The following is a 19882-nucleotide window of genomic DNA, read 5'->3' on the forward strand; positions in this document are numbered from 1 at the left end:
CGGTATTACTTATTTTCGAGTAAGTTACCATTACCGATTTCAATTTTACGTGGTTTTAAAGCTTCAGGGATTTCACGTTGTAAATCGATACTAAGTAAACCATTTTCAAGATCTGCACCAAGCACTTTGACGTGGTCACCTAATTGGAATTTACGCTCAAAGTTGCGCTCTGCTATGCCTTGATGAATGAATTTACGCTCTGCATTATCTTCTTTATCAGCTTTAGTACCGCTGACTTTTAAGGTGTTGTTTTCTGACTCAATAGTCAATTCACTGTCACTAAAACCGGCTACAGCCATAGTGATACGATATTTGTCTTTATCGAGTGCTTCGATGTTATACGGAGGAAAACTTGGCTGCTTGTCGGTACGTGCTGCCGCATCCATTAATGATGCTAAATGATCGAAGCCGATGAATGAACGATAAAGTGGTGATAAGTCTACTGTACGCATAATTATATCCTCATATTTAAGCGATATTTTGTTAGTGTTCTTCGTTTGAACAAACGCTAACAAAGTTAAATTAACATTATAAATTTCAATTACTTTAGTTGGTTTGGGACCCATCAGGCGTCCTCACTAAACTATTTATGGGCGGGTAAATTCTTTTCAAGATTTTTTAGTAAAAAAAATGGGGGTTTTTTCTAAAAAGTGAAATTCAAAAAGCCTAAAACTGGTCCGAATAGGTTGATTTTAAAAGGCTAAGCACGTACAAGGTGAGAATGAAAAAAAATCCTACTTTTTTAAAAAAATTTTTCAGTGTGATAAAAACTGCCGTGTTGATAGTTGTGGTTTTTTATGCTGTAACGACATTTCAGCAACGTAACTTACTCTCAACAGATAAAACGCCCGCACCTTATTTTAATTTAGCCACACTCGAAGACCCAAATCAGCGCGTCAGTATTGCACAGTTACAAGGTAAACAAACCGTGGTGTACTTTTTTGCCCCTTGGTGTTCAATTTGTCGCTACAGCATGCCAAATTTAGAAACAGCCCATCAACAAGGTAAGCTAAATGCGATTGCGATCGCTCTTGATTATCAAAATATTGATGAAATAAAACAGTTTACTGACTCATTACAGTTAACCATGCCGGTACTATTGGGCAGTCGAAACACAGGTAAAGATTATAAAGTGTCTGCTTACCCCACCTATTATGTGATTGATGAGCAACTGACCATTACAGCACGTTCTATGGGTTACTCAACTGAACTAGGCTTACGCTTGCGAACACTTGAGTAGTTAAATTATTCATAAAGAGAAAAAACAGAACAGTACAATCGATTTTATGCACTGTTTTTATTCATTTAATCCGTTAAGATGATAAACACATTCACATCGAGGAGAGCGATATGTTAACTGTAATTTTTGGCCGTGAAGGCTGCCCTTTTTGCGTTCGTGCTAAAGACGTTGCTGAGAAACTAGCAAATGAGCGTGACGATTTTAAATACCGTTACATCGACATTATCAAAGAAGGTATCAGTAAAGCTGATTTAGAGCAGTCTGCAGGCAAACCCTGCCCAACCGTACCACAGATTTTTATTGACCAAGCCCACATTGGTGGCTTCACTGAATTTGAGGCATACGCAAAAGAAAATTTAGGGTTATATCAATAAATTGTAAACATGGTTGATTTTGGCACTTTTGGACTGATTAAATTATGACCAACATCAACCACATACAAATTAGTTGTAATTTATACAAGCAATTGCCTTGTATTTCCTATACAATGCGCGCCTCTTTAAATTCGTTGAGGCGTATTAATGTCAGAACCAGTCACGTTTGAATCTCTAAATCTTTCTCCTGCAATCCTTAAAGCAGTTGAAGAGTTGGGTTACAAGACTCCATCTGAAATCCAAGCTCAATGTATACCGTTATTGCTAGAAAGAAAGGACGTACTGGGACTAGCGCAAACGGGTACAGGTAAAACAGCAGCATTTGCACTGCCGTTACTAAATAATATTGACCCGTCTGTAAAACAGCCACAGATCCTTGTTTTAACGCCTACGCGTGAACTTGCGATCCAAGTAGCTGAGGCATTCGAACAATATGCTAAGCATACTCGTGGAGTTGAAGTTTTAGCCCTATATGGCGGCCAAAGCTACAGCATCCAATTAAGTGCACTTCGTCGTGGCGCGCAAATTATTGTTGCAACGCCAGGTCGCTTAATCGACCACATTAACCGTGGTACCATCAAGTTTGAGAGCTTACAAGCGCTTGTTCTTGATGAAGCAGACGAAATGTTACGCATGGGCTTTATCGATGATGTTGAAAGCATCATGGAAAAAACACCGCGTGAAAAGCAAACATGCCTTTTCTCTGCGACCATGCCTAAGCAAATCCAAAATATCAGTAGCAAATACATGAATGAGCCTGAGCAAGTTCATATCTCTGCTCGTAACTCAACTGTATCTACTGTTGAGCAAGTATTTTGGAATGCACATGTACATAAAAACAAAGCTATCGTTCGCTTCTTAGAAGCTGAACAATACGATGGTGCAATTGTTTTCGTACGTACACGTAACGACACTGTACAGTTAGCTGAATTACTTGAGCGCGAAGGTTTCTCTGCGGCACCACTTAATGGTGACATGAACCAACAAGCACGTGAGCGCACAGTAGACCGTTTGAAAAACGGCCTAGTTGATATCGTTATTGCAACAGACGTTGCTGCACGTGGTCTTGATGTAGACCGTTTAAGCTTAGTAATCAACTACGATATTCCACAAGACTCAGAAGCCTACGTTCACCGTATTGGGCGTACTGGTCGTGCGGGTCGTACAGGTAAAGCGATTCTTTTCGTAAAACATAACGAGCGTTATTTACTTAAAAATATCATTCGTCATACGAAGTCAGAGATCGCACAAGTTGATTTACCAACAGCAAAAGTAGTTGAAGAAAAACGTATTAAAGCGCTTCAAGATAAACTCACTATTGCACTTGAAAACAAAGATATCACCTTCTTTAATCAAGTGGCCGCTAACATGGCTGAAAAACTTGAACTAAGCTTTGAAGATTTAGCTGGTGCGCTACTTTGTTTGGCACAGCAACAATCACCGATCAAAGTTGAAGAAGTTAAAGTTCAACCGCGTGGTGAGCGTAGCGAACGTAGCGATCGTCGTCGTAACGAACGTGGTGATCGTGGCGACCGTGCTGGACGTGAGCGTAAACCTCGTGAGCCGCGTGAACGCAACAGCCGTAGTATGGGTCCTATGGACACTTACCGTATCGAAGTCGGTCGTGAGCACGGTGTACAAGTTAAGAACATTGTAGGCGCGATTGCTAACGAAGCTGATATTTCAAGCAAGTTCATTGGTGATATCCGCTTACACGACAGTCACAGTACTGTGCAATTACCACAGAACATGCCAAAAGATGTGCTTGATCACTTCCAAAAGGTATTTATCTGTAAACGTCCTATGAATATGACGCTAACGCAAGACCAAGGTCCTGCGGCTCCTCGCTCTGAACGCCCAAGCGGTGATCGTGGTGACAAAAAGCGCAGCTTCAAAGACAAAGATCGTGGTGAAAAACGTGGCGGCCCACGTAAAGAGCGCCCGTCCAGTGAGCTTCACATCGAACTAATAGAGCAGTAAGCTTTAAGTAAAAACCTTGTCATGAAAGTGACAAGGTTTTTTTGTTTTTAGCGCTGTAAATTTTTTAGATCCATAGCGTTACAGCAGTAAATATCAGCCATACACCATCCCTCATTTATTGCTCGTAATAGTGTGTAATGTTTAATGATGAGTTTCTCAGCTATAAAGTTTGTGGAATAAGGAATACATCTTTATTCAAACTAATACTCAGCAAACTTAAATGGAGATTTATCATGTCAAATACACTTACTATACTACCGAATCCAAAAACAATCCTAGTTGCTAACACTACTCCTGCGAATACAACTGCGCTTGCATCAACTGAAGCGGAGACGTGGCAGATCTCGGAAAAGAAAGGGACTATTTCAGGTGTCGGTGTAACAGTATCTGGAGCTGGTGCTTGGGCTAAAATGTCTGGTTCTTTTGATTTTTCGATAGTAAACCTAGAAAGCTCTCGTACATATCAAAAAATGGTTTCTGAATACAATATATCAGGTGGCGTTAGTGGCTTTTGGGGATGGCTTGGTTTCGGTGCAAATGCCGAAACACACAAAGAGGAAATCAAAGAAGCAATGCAAGAGCTTAGTCAACAGCAAAAAGTCGATGGCTCCGTGGATGTTGACCTTATGGTCACTGGTTTGATCCCTGGCTTTGAAGTAAGTGCAACAGCATATATTCTGGTGCTACAGATTCAAAGCTCATCAGGTGCCACATATAGTATTGCTTCATCAACAAGCCCTTCGACAGATGTTGGCGCACAAGATCAAAACCAGCAAAACCTGCCTACTTCAAATAATAATTCAACTATCAGTCTATAAATATCACATCTAAGATCATCAAAGTACTATGCTTTGATGATCTTAGATTTATCCAGACAAACAGGTAGTTAAGGAGAGAACATGAAGCTATTAACTGCTCTAATACTTATTTTAATCACTTTAGCTTTTAAGGCTAACCCAGCGGTGATATCAGCTATAAATGATAACTTAAACTCTAGCGTATGGACTGATAACTTTAAAATTAATTTAGCTTTTACTGACACTAGCTATGAAATACAAGAAACGAGCGTTACACCCTCTCCATTTGTGATCAATAAACAAGATAACCTTGTTTTCTCTACTTTTACCAGTTTGAATGATGAATCAGAAATAATTATTAAAGATACTACTGGGGACGGTCTGCCAGACATACGTATAACAAATATTCTCGATAAAAATGGCGCTGTTTTATCTACATCTATCGAAAAAATAATAATTAGCTATGAAAAATAAATTTAATTTAAATAATAAAGGCCTCACCATTTTCATGATGAGGCCTCTCTTTTAAAAAATCACATCTTAGTTACTATGGCACTACAGCTGGGTATACATAACTCGACTGTAAGCCAAGTGGGATGCCTAAGCCCCAATACGCCAGTAAGAAGATGCTCCAACCGATTAAGAATGCAATTGAATAAGGCAGCATCATCGCAATAAGTGTGCCGATACCAGTATCCTTAACATACTTTTGGCAGTAAACCACCACCAGCGGGAAGTAAGGCATCAGTGGGGTGATGATATTAGAGCTTGAGTCACCTACCCTATAAGCCGCTTGTGAAAGGTCAGGGGAAATTCCTAACTGCATCAGCATGGGTACAAAAATTGGCCCTAATAACGCCCACTTTGCAGAACTTGAACCTACGAACAAGTTTACAAATGCTGTTAAAAAGATAATACCAATCACTGTGACAGAGCTAGGTAATGCCATCGCTTTAAGTAATTGCGCCCCTTCAATAGCAAGTAATGCCCCTAGGTTTGATTTACTAAATGCCGCAATAAATAGCGCACAGAAAAATGCCATAACAATATAGTAAGCCATGCTACCCATAGCCTTACTCATTGCATCTATCATATCTTTTGAGCTTTTAAACGTACCAACCACAAAGCCATATACTGCACCTGGGATCCAGAACAATAAGAAGATGAGCGGCACAATAGATTGCATTAAAGGCGAGCGGAAGTTAGTTAATGAACCATCTGGGCTACGTAGAGCAGAATCAGCAGGGGCAGATACAAACCATAGTAAAGCCAGACCTGCAATCATTACAGAACTGGCAATATAAAACGCACGTTTTTCGTCGCTACGCGCTTCATCAAACGCTGGTAAGTCTTCAGTGTCACCATCAAGTGGGGTATTTTGCAAACGCGGTTCAATGATTTTATCTGTGATGTACCAACCTAATAAGATAATAAATAAGCTTGAAGCTGAGGTGAAAAACCAGTTATTAAGTGGGTTAATCGCCATATCAGGGTTAATAATTTGCGCCGCGCTTTGCGTAAAGCTTTGCAGTAACGGGTCAATGCCTGATGGAATAAAGTTTGCGCTAAAGCCGCCACTAACCCCAGCAAACGCGGCAGCAATACCAGCTAGCGGGTGACGCCCCATGGCATAAAAAATAACCCCAGCAAGCGGAATAACTAACACATAGCCAGCGTCCGTAGCAGTATGGCTGACTATCGCTACTAAGATAATCGACGGGGTTAAAAGCTGCTTAGGGGTTACCTTTAGCATTAACTTTAAACCCGTATTGATAAAGCCTGAATGTTCAGCGACCCCGACACCTAACATAGCAACAAGCACTACACCTAAAGGGGCGAAACCTGTGAAGGTTTTTACCATTGATGATAAAAAAGTAGCTAAGGAGTCACCCGCTAAAAGGTTATGTACAACGATAGCCTCGCCTGTACGTGGGTCAATAGCGTCAAATGTCATGCCTGAAAACAGCCATGACAATAACCAAATAAGTAGCATAGCTACTAAGAAGATTATGGCTGGATCAGGAAGTTTGTTCCCAACCCTTTCTATTGTATTTAAAAAACGTGCAATTGCACCACTTTGTGCCTGCAAATTATTATTGTTATTCATTTTTTTATTCCCTAGAAAAACGTCTTGCTAACCTTATCGTATCTCTACAACAAGGTAAATTTTAAGTTAATAAAATTACCTTTATTAGGTAAACGGATTATATAAAAAAGCGGCAAAAAAGCCGCTCATATTCTTTTGATAGACACTTATTAAGCCAGTGACTTCACTTCATCCCAAAGGCGAACCACTAATGCTTTATCATCTTCATTAAGCTCACCATTGCGATACGCCTTTACGAGGCTTGACTCTACTTGGCTATTTAGTTCTTCAGTCGTCAGGTTAAGCTCTTCAACTTGGGCATAACCAACGGCTAAATCAAAGTGGCCACGTAAATAACCACCAGCAAAAAGCTCGTCGTCGGTTGCTTTATCAACCAAATCATCAAAATATTGCTGCGCTGCATCAATATAACTTACTAAACTCATTGTTATTTCTCCTCTGGGTGCAGCCCTTCTTGATGACCCACTGCATACATAATATGGTCATTGAACCCTGTGGTTACACGAATATAACCACTTAATTCATCGTCTAATTCACTATCACCTGTATCGGCAATCAGTGGTCGGCCATTTAAAGCCTGTAATTTGGTTTTAGTCGCCACTACAATAATATTATCGCGACCAATCGCACGAATAAGTGCAGGGCTTAGTTGTTGGTTGCCACGGCCAAAAATATGCCCTTGTCCACCAATTAAGGTGATCACCAACTTGGTTTCTTTACCTTCTGTGAGCTCAAGTAATTGCTGTGCTGTTAAATCCTTAGCGACAAGTTCTTGGTCTGCCACTAAGTCAACACCTAATAAGGTATTTTCAAGACCCATCTCTTCCATTATTGCAGCCACGGTTGAACCACTGCCCATCACATATAAGCAGTCTTCATCCATTTCACTGACAACATAAGCAGCAATATCCGCAAGCACTAACTCATCAGTTTCTTTGCCGCCATTTTTAACCGCTTGTACATAACGCACTTCACTAGGTACTTGCATTTCACCATAGCGCTTAGCTTTTACCATGCCTTCACGAAATGCGTCTTCATCAATATCCATTACATCAGCATCGCCAAGGCTAACAAGCTCACCTTTAACGAGCATTTCAACAACGCGCCCCGCAGCTTTAGGGGTAATAGCATAAACGCCAGAATGTATTTTACAGCCTGCTGGAATACCTAACACAGGGGTGCTATCGCCAACCGCATGACAAATATTGCGGGCCGTACCATCGCCCCCTGCGAATAAAATAAGGTCGACACCTTGCTCAACTAATAACTTGGCAGCCTGCTCAGTATCATCGGGTGTTGTGATATCTTTTGTTTGATAAACCACTTGAGTATTAAAGCCTAGCTGACTTGCCGTTTGCTCGCCCATTTCACCGTTTACAGTGTAAATAGTGAGTGCATCTTGATGAGTTAGAAGAACTTCAAGGGCTGCACGGGTGCGTAAATTAGCTTTGGGCTCTGCACCGAGTTGTATCGCTTTTGCTGCCGTATCTGCCCCATCACTGCCCTTCAGTGCCACACTGCCTCCTAAGCCGGCAACAGGGTTAACAATCAGACCTAATTTAAACTGCATTAGATAAAGCTCCTTGGTTGCCATGAAAATCACGCTGCCACGTAAACTGTGCAGCCGTTAATGGCCATGGGGTTTTATAAAAATCACTCAATGCTTTGAGTAGCGCTGTCGTGCGCTGATTAAAGCCAGATGCTAAAAAGCTCAACACTTGCTGGTGAACCCGCGCTTGAAAATCAAATCGGCAGGTCTGTTCACCATTTAAATTATCAACCGAGACATTAAAAGCAAACCCCGCAGCCACACTTAGCGCCCATTCAATAGCTTGAGGCTTTACTTCAACCGCTTCAAATTCAGCTTGCTGCTGTTTATCACGACCGTCAGGGCAATACCAATAACCATAATCTTCTTTTAATCGTCGTGCTTCACCGGCCACCAGCCAATGGGCTATTTCATGTAAGGCACTGGCATAAAAACCATGGGCAAACACGATTTGGTGATAAGGTGTTTGCTGATCAGCAGGCAGGTAAATAGGTTCATCTTCGCCCTTTATCAAACGCGTGTTATGGCTTTGATAAAAGGTGCTTTCAAAAATAGCGATTAAATCGGCAATATGGTGCATACAGGCTGAATTCGTCTCGTCAAAAGGGTTAAAATAACACGCTAAAAACGAGCCGAATTGTACGGACTTTTAGGGTCAAAGTAAAAGCTATAGGTACTTTGTTAGATCGACCTCATCAATTTGTGCAGGGTTCAAGTACCGTTTTGCATAGTTCAAGTAAATTCCGGAGCGTAAAAACAGTGTGAAAACATCACGGTCTACATGTTGCTCATCCACCATATTCGCCAATATATCGATTGCAACACTCAAGGGTTTGGCTTTTTTATAGGGCCGGTCTGCGGCTGTAAGCGCTTCAAAAATATCCGCAAGAACCAACACACGCTCTGGAATAGATAAGTTATCAGCAGTTAATTTACGCGGATACCCTGTGCCAATTAATGTCTCATGGTGAGTTGATGCGTAACGGGGTACTCTAGCAAGCTCATCGGGAAACGGCACATTATCAAGCATACGAATAGTACTTATAATATGTTCATTAATTTTAAAGCGATCTTCTGTTGTTAGCGTGCCACGTGTAATTTTTAAATTATACAATTCACCTAGGTTGTATTTGTATTCAGGAATCGTCACTTTAATACCTAAGCGCTCATCGTATTCTATTGGCTTATCATGGGGTATTAGGTGCTCTGCTTTATCACTTAATAGTTTCTCTGTTGCAGGGAGTTGTTCATCAGTATTACTATGACGAATTTCCTCCACCGGTGACAACCCTAATCTGTCATCAAAATACCGCAGCCACGTGATATTGCTTAACTTCTCTAGCCGCTCAAGGCTCGCTTCATCCATAAACTCACCACCTACATTACAGGATGCTATGAATGAAAAATCTTTTTGTAACTGAGACTGTTTTTCTTTGAGCTGTGACTTTAATTGCCCTTCTTTTTCTGGCGCTCGGCGTGCAGCTTGTAAATAGTCAATTTCAGCATCTCGCCATAACACTTCAAAGCGGGTTCTTATTTCATGAATTCGGTTATAGATAGTTTCGAGCTTTGTCCCTTTATCGACAATATGCTCTGGCGTGGTAATTTTTCCGCAGTCATGAAGCCAAGCTGCTAGACTAAATTCTCTAAACTCATCATCGTTTTTAAATTCAAAGTCTTTAAATGCTTGCTCATTTGAGCTTGACGCAGCCTTTGCAAGCATGATTCCAAGTTCAGGAACCCGCTCACAGTGACCGGCGGTATACGGGGACTTATCGTCGATAGCTTGCGCTATTAACTCGATAAATGATTCCATTAACGCTTTTTGATTTTGTTCATGTTGTTGAATTGATTGGCTCATTTCGACCATCGAAGACGCCAAGTTATGAATTTCTTTAATGTTACTTTTTAAAGTAGAGACTTGATCAAACTGGCGTTTTTTTATTTTTAAGTTCTCACCTTCCAGTGTTTTAATTGGTCCGACAATCGGTGAAGCAAAAAACCACGAAACAGGTAGCACCATAATTAAACAAGCGGCTGTAATGAAAGTAGAAAGCTTAATTTTCTCATGTGTAGAACTAAGCACTCCCTCTTTGGGTACCGCAATTGCCAAAAAGTCACCATTTTTGATATTGGCAGATAAAGGGGTTATATAAACATATTTTTCAATGCCATTTAATGTCATAAGCCTAAGTTTGGAAAACTGATCACTCTGCTCAAGTAGCGTCAAAAGCTTTGGGTAAGGTACTGTTCCTACGACCTTTGAAGTAACATGCAACTCATTTGACAACCACTTATTATGTAAGGCTGTTAAGTACTCACTAGGTAAACGCTTAATTGCCAAATCGATTAAACCTTTAAGCTCGGCATCTTCAGGGTGAAATAATAGGTGTAATGTGTCAGGTAATAAATCATGGCTAAAAGCATCCAAATAGTTGTATTGAATGCCTTTAATAAAAAATTGCTTTTGCGTGTATTTAAACACGGCTTCGTTATCGAGCCCTGCAAAAACTTTCCCTTGACTAACGGCATCTAACACGGCTTTGGTACTTGCAAGTTCAATAATTTCGATATCTGGAAAGTGTTTTTTTATGACCTCTATCACCGACCACCCTTCCCCTATCGCTAGCTTCATACCTGCTAACTGTTTCATACTTAAAATGGGCAGCTCCCCCTCTTTAGTTATGATACTAAATGGCAAGGTTGTTATGGGCTCACTCATCAACCCCAGCGCTTCATTAGTTGGTGTTTTGAAGATAGGCTGAATAATATCAATCTCATTATTGGCAAATTGCTGTAAAAACTCTGACCATGCGTAACCATTGATATATGTCACTTTTAAGCCCAGCATCTCAGCAATCCCATTAATATAATCAATGCTATAGCCTTTGGGTGTCCCGCCAACACTAAAATCAAGTGGTGGCCAATTCGTCTCGTTTGATACCGTTAGGTAGGGGTATTTATTCAACACAGCTTGTTGGTATTCGCTCAAAGTAAGCTGTGTTAATGTGGGTAACTGAAGATTATTTTTTTGCTGGTTAGAGGCTACAATCTCCCCTTCTTTATTGTAAATATACAACTCGGTTAAGTACTTGCTGCTAATATTTTTTTGCTGACGAGCCAAGTATTCCGAAATACTCGACAAACTCACATCTAGTGCTAATACACTTTTTTGATCCGCTGATTTTATAGAATAGGTTTGCCCAGGCGCTTGCAAATGTGTGAAAAAATAAGGCTTCGTTTTACTGACATGGGTTGAATTCGCGTTTTTAAACCAGATCCGCTCACGAGGGTCATAATTAGTTGCTTTACTTTGTGAAATACGCAAATTAAATTGTTCATCAAGGTAATGAGTTTGGTGGGTTCGGGCCTCTCCCTCCCCTTTAATGTGTATCACTACCCAACGATCTGCTTCTATCGCCTGAAGCTGCTGACGAACGATATTGCTACTTTCTAAATTAATAAGCTCATAAAAATCTCCATTCTCATAACCAACATACATGGCATAAAGTTGAGGATTTAGCTGCATTATCTCGCTCATTACATTTCGTAATTCACTTTTGTCGATTTTATTCGATGTAACAAGGGTACTATTTTGAATCATTACACTTAACGTGTTTTCGGACTTTTCATTAATCCTTGTGAGATAACCTGCCACTGAGTCTGTGGTTAAATTGAAGTGTTTTACACTCGCCTCTAATGCCATTTTTTCGCTAAAATAGTATTGCAAGCTGATTGCAATAATTGCTGTTAGTGAGGTTGCAAGCACAAATACAGCCACAACAGTTAAACGAATAGAGAAACGGATTTTTTCTTTTAATTTATAAAAAGCAGCTACCAGCACCTATGCAACTCCCTGCTATGCTAAATTCGTAATTATTAACTTGTATATCTTTTATACACCAATGATTAAGTATTACAAATAGAAAGCTACAAAATTTATGCTCACAGCAAAAAGCAATGCAGTCTTTCAATAAGGCTATTAATTAGTTCATTTAAATAGCAGGGCAATAACAAAATATAGGTAACTACTTTTCACTTTAATTAAATAAGCTCCTCGCCAGCTTCATCACATTCAACAATATCTGTTTCTGCCAATGCCTTAGCAACCCATGTTTGCAAGATTGGGCACGCAAGTACATGCTGGCAATAAGCTTGTGCTGCACTCGAAAGCTCAGTCTGGTACGTTTTAAAGCGCAGCACCACAGGTGCAAACATCGCATCAACAATAGAAAAATCACCAAATAACCACGCATTAGGGTAACTTTGCTGCTGAGCCGAAAATATCTCATCCATGCGCGTAATGTCTTTTCTAGCTTGTTCTGATAACTCAATATGCCTTTTAGCACGAATATTCATAGGCATTTCATTACGAAGTGCAGCAAAGCCAGAGTGCATCTCGGCAGCTAAGCTCCGCGCTTTTGCTCTTTGGGCTATGTCACTAGGCCAAGCAGCACCATTTAGATAAGCATCATTGATGTATTCACAAATTGCGAACGAATCCCACACGATTAAACTGCTATCTATAAGAGCCGGTACTTTTTGCACTGGAAACTTCCTTTTTAGCGCTTCATAAAATTCAGGGGTATCTAAGACTAGTTGCTTTTCTACAAACGAGACATTGAATTTACTCAGTAAATACCACGCTCTAAGTGACCAAGTTGAGTAATTTTTATTGCCAATAAATAATTGCATTATACGTCCTTTAACGAGTAGATTAAGTTCACTATAAAGTAGCGAGCGGTTAATTACTCGCCAATAGTTTTTATACAACCTATAAGAAAAGCTGATACATGATGGATATTGATGCCCTTAGAACTTTTTGTGCCTTTGTTGATACGGGAAGTTTTACCCGCGCCGCAGCACAAATTTGTAGAACTCAATCTGCGGTGAGTATGCAAATGAAAAAGCTTGAACAAGATTTAGCAAGTCCACTCTTTGAAAAACAAGGGCGCCAACTGGTGCTAACCCAGCAAGGCCACCAGCTTGCAAGTTATGCAAAGCAACTGATCACACTTCATGATGAGGCGTTTAAGCAATTAAAAGCAGGCACAGGTAATTTACGTGTGCGCATTGGCTGTCCTGATGACTATGCCCATTCTTTACTACCAGAGCTTGTTGATGCTCTGCACCAACAATTTAATGCGCTTGATTTACAGATAAGCTGCGCCCCAAGCACTGAGCTTAGAGCCAAGCTCGACCAAGGCATGCTGGATTTAGTAATTGCCACTCGCTCACCTGACAGCGAAGAAGGTTACTTATTACAATCAAGCCAAGGTGTGTGGGTGAAAAGCCCTGCTTTTGAGATTAACGATTCAACACCACTTCCAATCGCCTTGTTTCAACGAGACTGTAAGTTTCACCAAGCCAGTATTGAGGGTCTATTAAAAGCCGAGCGTCGTTTTAATATTGTTGCTTGTTGTGGCTCTGTGGGTGCGTTACATGGCCTAATTGAACAAGGCCTCGCCATTGGGAGTATGGCGCGAGTAAGTGTGCAAGGGAGTGTGGAAGAAATCAGCGATGGCTCGCTGCCAACCCTTCCTATGGTTGATATTGTGCTACTGTATGGTAATCATGCCCACAACCCTGTTCGCCATGAACAGTTAAAGCAGATTGTGGAGTTGATTAGGGAATAAATAAGCATAATAAACTACTGGAGTTTAACCAATTTGCGAGTTCTAATTGGTTCTGTAAGATATAAAAACTCACTTAAATCATGAGCACTGTTGATCAGCATATGTTGCTTAGGTTGTGCTAATTGCCAACGTTCAGTTTTGGCAGTTGCTAAATCAATACGCTGAAAGCTGACTTTATCAGCATACTCCATGGTAACGGCTAATTGCTGGTTACTTACAGATATACCAATGATGTCATTGTTAGCTGCTTGCCAAACAGTCTCTATATCGCCACGGCTATTAACTCGAAACACTTCGTTACTGTTCGAAAAGTAAATCTGATCTTGCTCATCTAAATCCATACCATAGCAACTTAAGCGTTTCCCTGAGCCTGTAAATGGTGTCAAAGTTAGACTTGTTAAATCAAATTTAGCCGGGTGAAATGTCTGTCCATCCTCTGCGCGATAAGAAACCAGAATAGCGTTTTCATAATGATACATTTCTCTTAAATAAAAAGAGTGATTACCATGAGGAATTGATTCATAAGTGCCACTGCTTAAATCAATTTTAAATAATGTATCTTTACTTGCAGTGTAAACCTGTTGAGCATCTTGGCTCCAAACTATGCCAAATAACTCATGGTTATCAGGGTTTGAAAAAATACGTGTTTGCTTACCATTGTCGTATAAAAATAATTGTTTTAATCCAAAACGATGTGACTCAAATACAAATTGAGTAGAATCTGGCGAAAACACGGGAAGAAAGTCGATTGATGAGGTATCAACGAGTTTGGTCAGAGTGTCTGGTTTAGCGCGTGTTTGGCTGACAATATCCACATCAACATTTACTAACTCCATCAAAATAGCTTCAGCGTTTGATGTGTACTGTGCATCACGAATTATTTGATAATTATTAAATGGAATTAGCTGTAGCTCACCATCAAGGTCTAAGTGAATAAGCTGATTGCGTTGACTAATTAATAACGCTTGATTATTTGGGTGCCAGCTTAAGCCTTGAATACCATCTTCTATGACAGTAATGGTTTGTGATTTTCTATTGGTAAGGTCAAGTACATCAATACGGTATTTGTTTTGCCCTGCTTCAATGCCTAATGCGATTTTACTACCATCTTTAGATAACGCACTCACAAGTAACCAATCTTGTTGTGCTGCTGTTACTAAGCGTGTCTTTTGTTTAGTGTTTAAATCCAGTGAGACAAGTCGAGTATCGTTGTTTTGTTTCTCTTTTTCTATGTAATAGAGTAGCTTATCAGCTCCCCAATCTATGTGATGACTGGTTAATATGCTGTCACTAAAAACACTCACTGTCGTTTGCTCTAATGGCAGAAATTTTGATAAATCTATGCTTAAGGTGTTGAGTGATTGTGTTTGGTCTACGGTTTTTACAAACGCGATCGCATTATCGGAGGTAGACCACCCCAACGCGTAGTAGCTTGCGGCATCTTCAGTCAGCCTCACCTCTCGCTCTGTTAAGAGCTCTTTAATCCAAATATGTTGGCTCTCTTTATCGCCTCGCACAAAAGCGAGGTACTTACCACTATGTGAAAGTGATAAGTTAGCTTCATTTAGTTCACTCGAAGTGAGTGGCATTAACTGGTTAAAGTGAGTATTTACTTTCTTTTGAGGTATTAGCTGCCAAGCAATAACAACAAAACTAATTAGCAGAACAACTAAAAATGGCAAAAATTGCGCTTTTAGTGTTTTTGCTTGCCCGTCTGTTACTTTTTCAAGGCTATAACCGCGCTTAGGGTGTGTAATTATAAACTGCGGATTTTTGGCATCTTCTTGGAGTGCTTTTCTCAGCAATGCGATACAACGCTGTACCGAACTTGGGTTATAGGTAGCATTAGGCCACACTTTTGCAAAGATTACTTCTTGGCTTACCACTTCACCCTTATTTAAATAAAGAGTATGTAATACATCCATGACCTTTGGCTCGACTATTTGCTCATAATCTTGCGATGAAATTAAACATCGACTCTCATCAATTGCAAATTTGCCGATTCGATAACGCGCCACTTACTTCTCCAATAAATATTTACGAATCAAAGATTAAGGTTTTCTTAAGAGAAACTCAAGGGTTACTCCATTGTCACTTTGCTCTGACTATTAGATTGTTTTTGTTATGTCAAAATAGGTAATAAAAACAATGTATAAATATTTATCAACGCTCACTATTTTCATCAGTGCTTTTTTAATTTTTCAAATTCAGCCGATGCTTTCAAAACAACTTCTACCCCAATTTGGTGGTGGTGCATCCATTTGGTCAGCGAGTTTAGTGTTTTATCAAGTCATGTTACTTATTGGCTATTTCTATGCGCATAGCATGGGTCACTTTCATATTAAGTTGCAGGTAGTCACCCATATAGTTTTAGTCACCTGTGCCACACTCATTGTTGTGACAAAATTTGCAGCCCCGAATCTCACAAAGTGGCCGCCTACGCTTGCGGTGTTTGTTAATTTATTTATAGAAATTGGTCCAATATTTATTCTACTAAGCGCCACCAGCGTGCTTTTACAAAGGTGGTATGTGCAAACTGCTTCAGCACAAGTGCCTTACCATTGGTATTCCATCTCAAACTTGGGTTCTTTACTGGCGTTAATGAGCTACCCGCTCGTTTATGAATTACTATTTTCTTTAGAGCAGCAAACTACCTACTGGCTATTTGGACTTATCAGCTACTGCTTGTTATTAACACTTCTTGTAATATTTTTACTAAAAAAAGCACCCGACATATCAAGAGCGCCTATTCAAACTAGGCATATCACGGTATTAAAAGGTAAAGGTCAATGGCTGTTACTCAGTGCCTTAAGCTCAGCCATGTTGGTATCTACCACGCATATGATCAGCACTAATATTCCACCCATGCCATTACTTTGGTCACTGCCCCTTGTAATTTACTTGCTCACCTTTAGTTATACGTTTGCCAACAAAGCAAATTATCAGCGTCATAAGTGGGCATATGCGTTTATATTTTCGGCTTTTGCAGGCCTGCTGATGTTTTATTTTGGCAGCTTATTCAATGCCCTAGCCCAGCTTATAATTTACAGCCTGATTCTATTTACCGCCTGCATGATTTGCCACGGTGAGCTTAGAAGCAAGGCCCCTGAAAATGAGCAATTTACGATTTTTTATTTCTATATCGCCCTTGGCGGTGTGTTAGGTTCGCTTTTCAGTACGCTCATTGCCCCATTGCTATTCGTCCAAATTGACGAGTATTTACTTACATTAGCGGTTATTTTTAGTTTTGTGTGTTACTACCAATTAAAAGCTAGAACAAAGACAAAACAGCTCAAATTCACTCTCGCAACCAGCTCCGTTGCTTGGCTATCGTGTTATTGTTTTTTAGCGGTAAACTTTAACCAATATAACGTTGCGACTAGCCGCAACTTTTATGGCTATTTAGCGGTTAAAGATATAAACACTCAATCAATAAAAGAAAGGCGCTTAATTGACGGCACCACGATTCATGGCTCAGAGCCACTAAACCCAAACCAACAGTTTGAGCAAAGTTATTACCACCAGCATACTGGTGTCGCTAAATCACTTGCCATACTACAACAACACAGCGCACTAAACATTGGCGTGATTGGTTTGGGTGCAGGCGTTTTAGCTCGGTTTGCAGACCAGCAGGATAGTATTCACTTTTTTGAGTTAAACCCTGCTGTGGTCGAGATGGCAAAGCGTTATTTCTCATATTTAGAAAACAGTGAAGCCAAGCTCACAGTCAGCTTAGGGGATGGTCGTATTGCGCTAAAAAATAATGCGAACGAAGTATTTGATGTCTTAATTATTGATGCATTTACCAGTGATGTAATTCCTGCGCATTTGCTAACCCAAGAAGCAATGTCACTTTATTGGCAGAGGCTCAATGAAAATGGCGTATTGATTGTGCATATTTCAAATAATCATATCGACTTACTGCCTGTATTACAGGCACATAGCCAACACTTCAATAAGGCTTTGTTAAAGTTTAGCTATCAAGGCCATAGCCCATCAGACATAGGCTCAGATTGGGTGGTGCTAACTGATAATCAGGCTTTTTTAAATCGTGTATCTATCAGTGATTTGTCACCCATTAAACGCTACCCACATAGCGAGCTGGCAATGTGGACTGATAGCAAACACAGCCTACTCCCCTTATTAAAATTCTAACAGGCATAAAAAAGCGCGATGATTTTTATTAATCATCACGCTTATTAAATTGCATTAATTTCTAAACACTAAGCCACTTTAGGGTATTGCTAGTCAAAGTATCCCAAACACAATCCCGTTATCCCTAGGAGAATCATACCAATTAGGCTGATATCCATAAAAAATGCCAGAAAACGGTCTATGGGTCTTGCATGGCGTAAAATGATATCTTCATTTGCTAGAGGGGTTTTTCCTTTCTTACCTCGAACTAATATTCCTGCATACATACCAACTCTGAGACCCACTCCACCTCGGTCCCAACTTGGCGTTCCGCTTCCTTCCTCTTTCACTTTTCTATCTAATCGGCGGATTGTGAGCCGTGTAAAAAGTAACCCTGAAATTAAGAAACTAACTAAAAAAATTACATTTAACACTTCAAAAACACTTTTCATTTCCATTAAAAGAAACTCATATTTGAACTTTTATAATACAGCTACTTGTAGTTAGTTGGCTCATTACTAAAAACTGCATGTATTAAATCTAGCTCCATGCCTAAATGCTGAAGTTAACCAAAACAAATACTAAACTAAATAGCCCAGCCATTTCCCTAATGGCCATAATATAAATATAGCCACTAAACTTATACTCATAGAAAAAGCTAGAACACGGTCGATAGGCCTTGCATGACGTAGAATGATCTCATCCTCTGTAAGTGATGCTTTATCTGACTTATTCTTTATCAGTGTGACCGCATACATACCGACTCTAAGACCCATCCCGCCCCTATCCCATGACGGTGTTCCTTCACCTTCCTCTTTGATTTTTTTATCTAAGTGACGAATGGTTAAGCGCGTAAAACACAATCCAGAAATTAAAAAACTCAATACAAAAATTACATTTAAAACTTCAAAAACACTTTTTATTTCCATTAAAAGAAACTCATATTTGAACTTTTATCATAGAGCATACCGGCAGCCGATTGACCAGAATAGTCGCCAACTTTAGCTGCAACATAACCTGCTGCTAGCCCTACACCAATAAGTATCACCCAGCCTACAGGACCGGCAGCAATAGCTAAACCCGCTCCAAGCTTAACAACTGCACCTCCTGCTGCAAGACCCGATGCAGTTCCTAAGCCGAAACCTGTCGTTTCCACAGCCAAAGTTCTGTGCCAATCTGCCCCTGATTTATAATCACCATATATCTTATCTGCTCGTACCGCTGCATCTAAAGCAATTAAGCCATTACCAAGTACTGATGAACCAACTTCTAAAGAACGCAGGCTACGAATACCTGATAGCGATGTAACTTGTATAGGTGCAGCATTTCGAGCACTTTTGGCTATATTGATACCGCGTTGAGGGTTAGACCAAATATTCCCTCTACTGCCGCTCTTCACTCGATTTGCAATAGCGCTAAGCTCTCGAGTAAATCTTTCGTTCACTTCTAAATGGGCTGCTTTTGCTTTATAACCTAGTTTAACAAGTTCATGCTTAGGCGCTTTATTTTTAGCTGCAGCTCTAATTGCCATTAAGCTCTTCTGATATTTAAATAACGCTTTACCAAAATTGCTTAACCTAGCTTCTTTCGAGTTGATAGCAGTTGCAGCGGCCCCCGAAGCAGCAATAGAGTCAACCTTATAGCTCATTATATCCGCCATCTCTTTGAGGTAAGGCTGGAGTTCTTTTTCGTATAACTCTGCGATTGCAAATGTATTATCGCTACCGAAATCATTAGCCATTTTAGTGATATTGCGTTTAGTCGACTGAGACCAGCTATTAACACTGTCCAGAGCACATGCAAGGTCTGGACGATTAGCACGTAAATTTTTAACACTTTTTGAACCTGGTTCACTCAAAATAAAAGGGGTACCTGCAGGTATAAAAGAACCAAAAATATGGGGATTATCTTTTCGAAACTGTTTATAAGCTTCTTTATTACTAATATCGATGGGTAATGCAGCACGGCTTTGTGTGCTAAAACACAAGTTGAATTGTTCTGACATAAAAATATCCTTTTTTAAATTAGTCCCTAAATTGTGATGATTCTAATGCAAATGAACAGT

17 protein-coding genes and 1 pseudogene are annotated in these 19882 nt (G+C 40.0%); 7 read left to right on the forward strand and 11 right to left on the reverse strand.

Features of this window, described 5'->3' with window-relative positions; all coding sequences use genetic code 11:
- Window positions 1-5: 5 nt before the first annotated feature.
- Window positions 6-452 (reverse strand): Hsp20 family protein, encoded by a 447-nt coding sequence (locus L0Z67_RS11670; protein WP_062570041.1) that lies wholly within the window; start codon window positions 450-452, stop codon window positions 6-8.
- A 269-nt stretch (window positions 453-721) separates the two neighbouring features.
- Here L0Z67_RS11670 and L0Z67_RS11675 point away from each other — a divergent pair, with 269 nt between their 5' ends.
- The 5 genes and pseudogenes from L0Z67_RS11675 (at window position 722) to L0Z67_RS11695 (ending at window position 4865) form a co-directional block, all read left to right on the forward strand.
- Entirely contained in the window at window positions 722-1240 is a 519-nt protein-coding gene (locus L0Z67_RS11675; protein ID WP_062569817.1) for a TlpA disulfide reductase family protein, read from the forward strand.
- A 110-nt stretch (window positions 1241-1350) separates the two neighbouring features.
- Window positions 1351-1614 carry a GrxA family glutaredoxin gene (locus L0Z67_RS11680; protein WP_062569816.1) on the forward strand — a complete coding sequence of 88 codons (264 nt, stop codon included), beginning with the start codon at window positions 1351-1353 and terminating at the stop codon, window positions 1612-1614.
- A 147-nt stretch (window positions 1615-1761) separates the two neighbouring features.
- Window positions 1762-3583, forward strand: a pseudogene (locus tag L0Z67_RS11685) (DEAD/DEAH box helicase).
- Between the two features lie 244 nt (window positions 3584-3827).
- Window positions 3828-4412 carry a hypothetical protein gene (locus L0Z67_RS11690; protein WP_209438188.1) on the forward strand — a complete coding sequence of 195 codons (585 nt, stop codon included), beginning with the start codon at window positions 3828-3830 and terminating at the stop codon, window positions 4410-4412.
- Window positions 4413-4493: 81 nt separating this feature from the next.
- A complete protein-coding gene (locus tag L0Z67_RS11695; protein WP_062569814.1) occupies window positions 4494-4865 on the forward strand; it encodes a hypothetical protein in 372 nt (123 codons plus the stop codon).
- Between the two features lie 73 nt (window positions 4866-4938).
- Here L0Z67_RS11695 and L0Z67_RS11700 read toward each other — a convergent pair whose 3' ends face one another.
- The 6 genes from L0Z67_RS11700 to L0Z67_RS11725 form a co-directional block, all read right to left on the reverse strand.
- On the reverse strand, window positions 4939-6498 hold the full coding sequence (locus L0Z67_RS11700) for an AbgT family transporter (protein ID WP_237114284.1): 1560 nt from the start codon (window positions 6496-6498) through the stop codon (window positions 4939-4941).
- A gap of 149 nt (window positions 6499-6647) precedes the next feature.
- On the reverse strand, window positions 6648-6923 hold the full coding sequence (locus L0Z67_RS11705; RefSeq protein ID WP_062569812.1) for a YfcL family protein: 276 nt from the start codon (window positions 6921-6923) through the stop codon (window positions 6648-6650).
- A 2-nt stretch (window positions 6924-6925) separates the two neighbouring features.
- The gene (locus tag L0Z67_RS11710) at window positions 6926-8068 is read right to left on the reverse strand and encodes an ATP-NAD kinase family protein (protein WP_237114285.1); all 1143 of its coding nucleotides are present in this window, start codon (window positions 8066-8068) and stop codon (window positions 6926-6928) included.
- Window positions 8058-8627: an elongation factor P hydroxylase gene (locus L0Z67_RS11715; protein ID WP_237114286.1), complete on the reverse strand. Its 570-nt coding sequence runs from the start codon at window positions 8625-8627 to the stop codon at window positions 8058-8060. The genes L0Z67_RS11710 and L0Z67_RS11715 overlap by 11 nt, the downstream gene beginning before the upstream one ends.
- Window positions 8628-8714: 87 nt before the next feature.
- Window positions 8715-11891, reverse strand: a complete 3177-nt coding sequence (locus tag L0Z67_RS11720; RefSeq protein WP_062569809.1) for an HD domain-containing phosphohydrolase — start codon at window positions 11889-11891, stop codon at window positions 8715-8717.
- A 200-nt stretch (window positions 11892-12091) separates the two neighbouring features.
- Entirely contained in the window at window positions 12092-12742 is a 651-nt protein-coding gene (locus tag L0Z67_RS11725) for a glutathione S-transferase family protein (protein ID WP_062569808.1), read from the reverse strand.
- Between the two features lie 98 nt (window positions 12743-12840).
- Here L0Z67_RS11725 and L0Z67_RS11730 point away from each other — a divergent pair, with 98 nt between their 5' ends.
- Window positions 12841-13683 (forward strand): LysR family transcriptional regulator, encoded by an 843-nt coding sequence (locus L0Z67_RS11730; protein ID WP_338053567.1) that lies wholly within the window; start codon window positions 12841-12843, stop codon window positions 13681-13683.
- A gap of 14 nt (window positions 13684-13697) precedes the next feature.
- On the opposite strand, the gene L0Z67_RS11735 is transcribed toward L0Z67_RS11730, so the two are convergent.
- Window positions 13698-15701, reverse strand: coding sequence for a winged helix-turn-helix domain-containing protein (locus L0Z67_RS11735; RefSeq protein ID WP_157066213.1), 2004 nt, complete (start codon window positions 15699-15701; stop codon window positions 13698-13700).
- Window positions 15702-15831: 130 nt separating this feature from the next.
- On the opposite strand from L0Z67_RS11735, the gene L0Z67_RS11740 reads away from it, so the two are divergent.
- Window positions 15832-17838 (forward strand): fused MFS/spermidine synthase, encoded by a 2007-nt coding sequence (locus L0Z67_RS11740; RefSeq protein ID WP_062569806.1) that lies wholly within the window; start codon window positions 15832-15834, stop codon window positions 17836-17838.
- Between the two features lie 89 nt (window positions 17839-17927).
- Here the strand turns inward: L0Z67_RS11740 and L0Z67_RS11745 are convergent, their stop codons facing one another.
- The 3 genes from L0Z67_RS11745 to L0Z67_RS11755 all read right to left on the reverse strand — a co-directional run bounded on the left by L0Z67_RS11745 (window position 17928) and on the right by L0Z67_RS11755 (window position 19822).
- Window positions 17928-18275, reverse strand: a complete 348-nt coding sequence (locus L0Z67_RS11745) for a hypothetical protein (RefSeq protein ID WP_062569805.1) — start codon at window positions 18273-18275, stop codon at window positions 17928-17930.
- A 123-nt stretch (window positions 18276-18398) separates the two neighbouring features.
- Window positions 18399-18746 carry a hypothetical protein gene (locus tag L0Z67_RS11750; protein ID WP_062569804.1) on the reverse strand — a complete coding sequence of 116 codons (348 nt, stop codon included), beginning with the start codon at window positions 18744-18746 and terminating at the stop codon, window positions 18399-18401.
- A complete protein-coding gene (locus tag L0Z67_RS11755; RefSeq protein ID WP_062569803.1) occupies window positions 18746-19822 on the reverse strand; it encodes a hypothetical protein in 1077 nt (358 codons plus the stop codon). The genes L0Z67_RS11750 and L0Z67_RS11755 overlap by 1 nt, the downstream gene beginning before the upstream one ends.
- Window positions 19823-19882 lie beyond the last annotated feature (60 nt).

Source organism: Pseudoalteromonas sp. PB2-1 (assembly GCF_045040605.1).
Lineage (GTDB): Bacteria > Pseudomonadota > Gammaproteobacteria > Enterobacterales > Alteromonadaceae > Pseudoalteromonas > Pseudoalteromonas arabiensis.

Bases quoted from the DNA above. Each gene is read 5' to 3' on its own strand.
- L0Z67_RS11670 (WP_062570041.1), bottom strand. From the start codon at position 452: ATGCGTACAGTAGACTTATCACCACTTTATCGTTCATTCATCGGCTTC.
- L0Z67_RS11675 (WP_062569817.1), top strand. From the start codon at position 722: ATGAAAAAAAATCCTACTTTTTTAAAAAAATTTTTCAGTGTGATAAAA.
- L0Z67_RS11680 (WP_062569816.1), top strand. From the start codon at position 1,351: ATGTTAACTGTAATTTTTGGCCGTGAAGGCTGCCCTTTTTGCGTTCGT.
- L0Z67_RS11690 (WP_209438188.1), top strand. From the start codon at position 3,828: ATGTCAAATACACTTACTATACTACCGAATCCAAAAACAATCCTAGTT.
- L0Z67_RS11695 (WP_062569814.1), top strand. From the start codon at position 4,494: ATGAAGCTATTAACTGCTCTAATACTTATTTTAATCACTTTAGCTTTT.
- L0Z67_RS11700 (WP_237114284.1), bottom strand. From the start codon at position 6,498: ATGAATAACAATAATAATTTGCAGGCACAAAGTGGTGCAATTGCACGT.
- L0Z67_RS11705 (WP_062569812.1), bottom strand. From the start codon at position 6,923: ATGAGTTTAGTAAGTTATATTGATGCAGCGCAGCAATATTTTGATGAT.
- L0Z67_RS11710 (WP_237114285.1), bottom strand. From the start codon at position 8,068: ATGCAGTTTAAATTAGGTCTGATTGTTAACCCTGTTGCCGGCTTAGGA.
- L0Z67_RS11715 (WP_237114286.1), bottom strand. From the start codon at position 8,627: ATGCACCATATTGCCGATTTAATCGCTATTTTTGAAAGCACCTTTTAT.
- L0Z67_RS11725 (WP_062569808.1), bottom strand. From the start codon at position 12,742: ATGCAATTATTTATTGGCAATAAAAATTACTCAACTTGGTCACTTAGA.
- L0Z67_RS11730 (WP_338053567.1), top strand. From the start codon at position 12,841: ATGATGGATATTGATGCCCTTAGAACTTTTTGTGCCTTTGTTGATACG.
- L0Z67_RS11740 (WP_062569806.1), top strand. From the start codon at position 15,832: ATGTATAAATATTTATCAACGCTCACTATTTTCATCAGTGCTTTTTTA.
- L0Z67_RS11745 (WP_062569805.1), bottom strand. From the start codon at position 18,275: ATGGAAATGAAAAGTGTTTTTGAAGTGTTAAATGTAATTTTTTTAGTT.
- L0Z67_RS11750 (WP_062569804.1), bottom strand. From the start codon at position 18,746: ATGGAAATAAAAAGTGTTTTTGAAGTTTTAAATGTAATTTTTGTATTG.
- L0Z67_RS11755 (WP_062569803.1), bottom strand. From the start codon at position 19,822: ATGTCAGAACAATTCAACTTGTGTTTTAGCACACAAAGCCGTGCTGCA.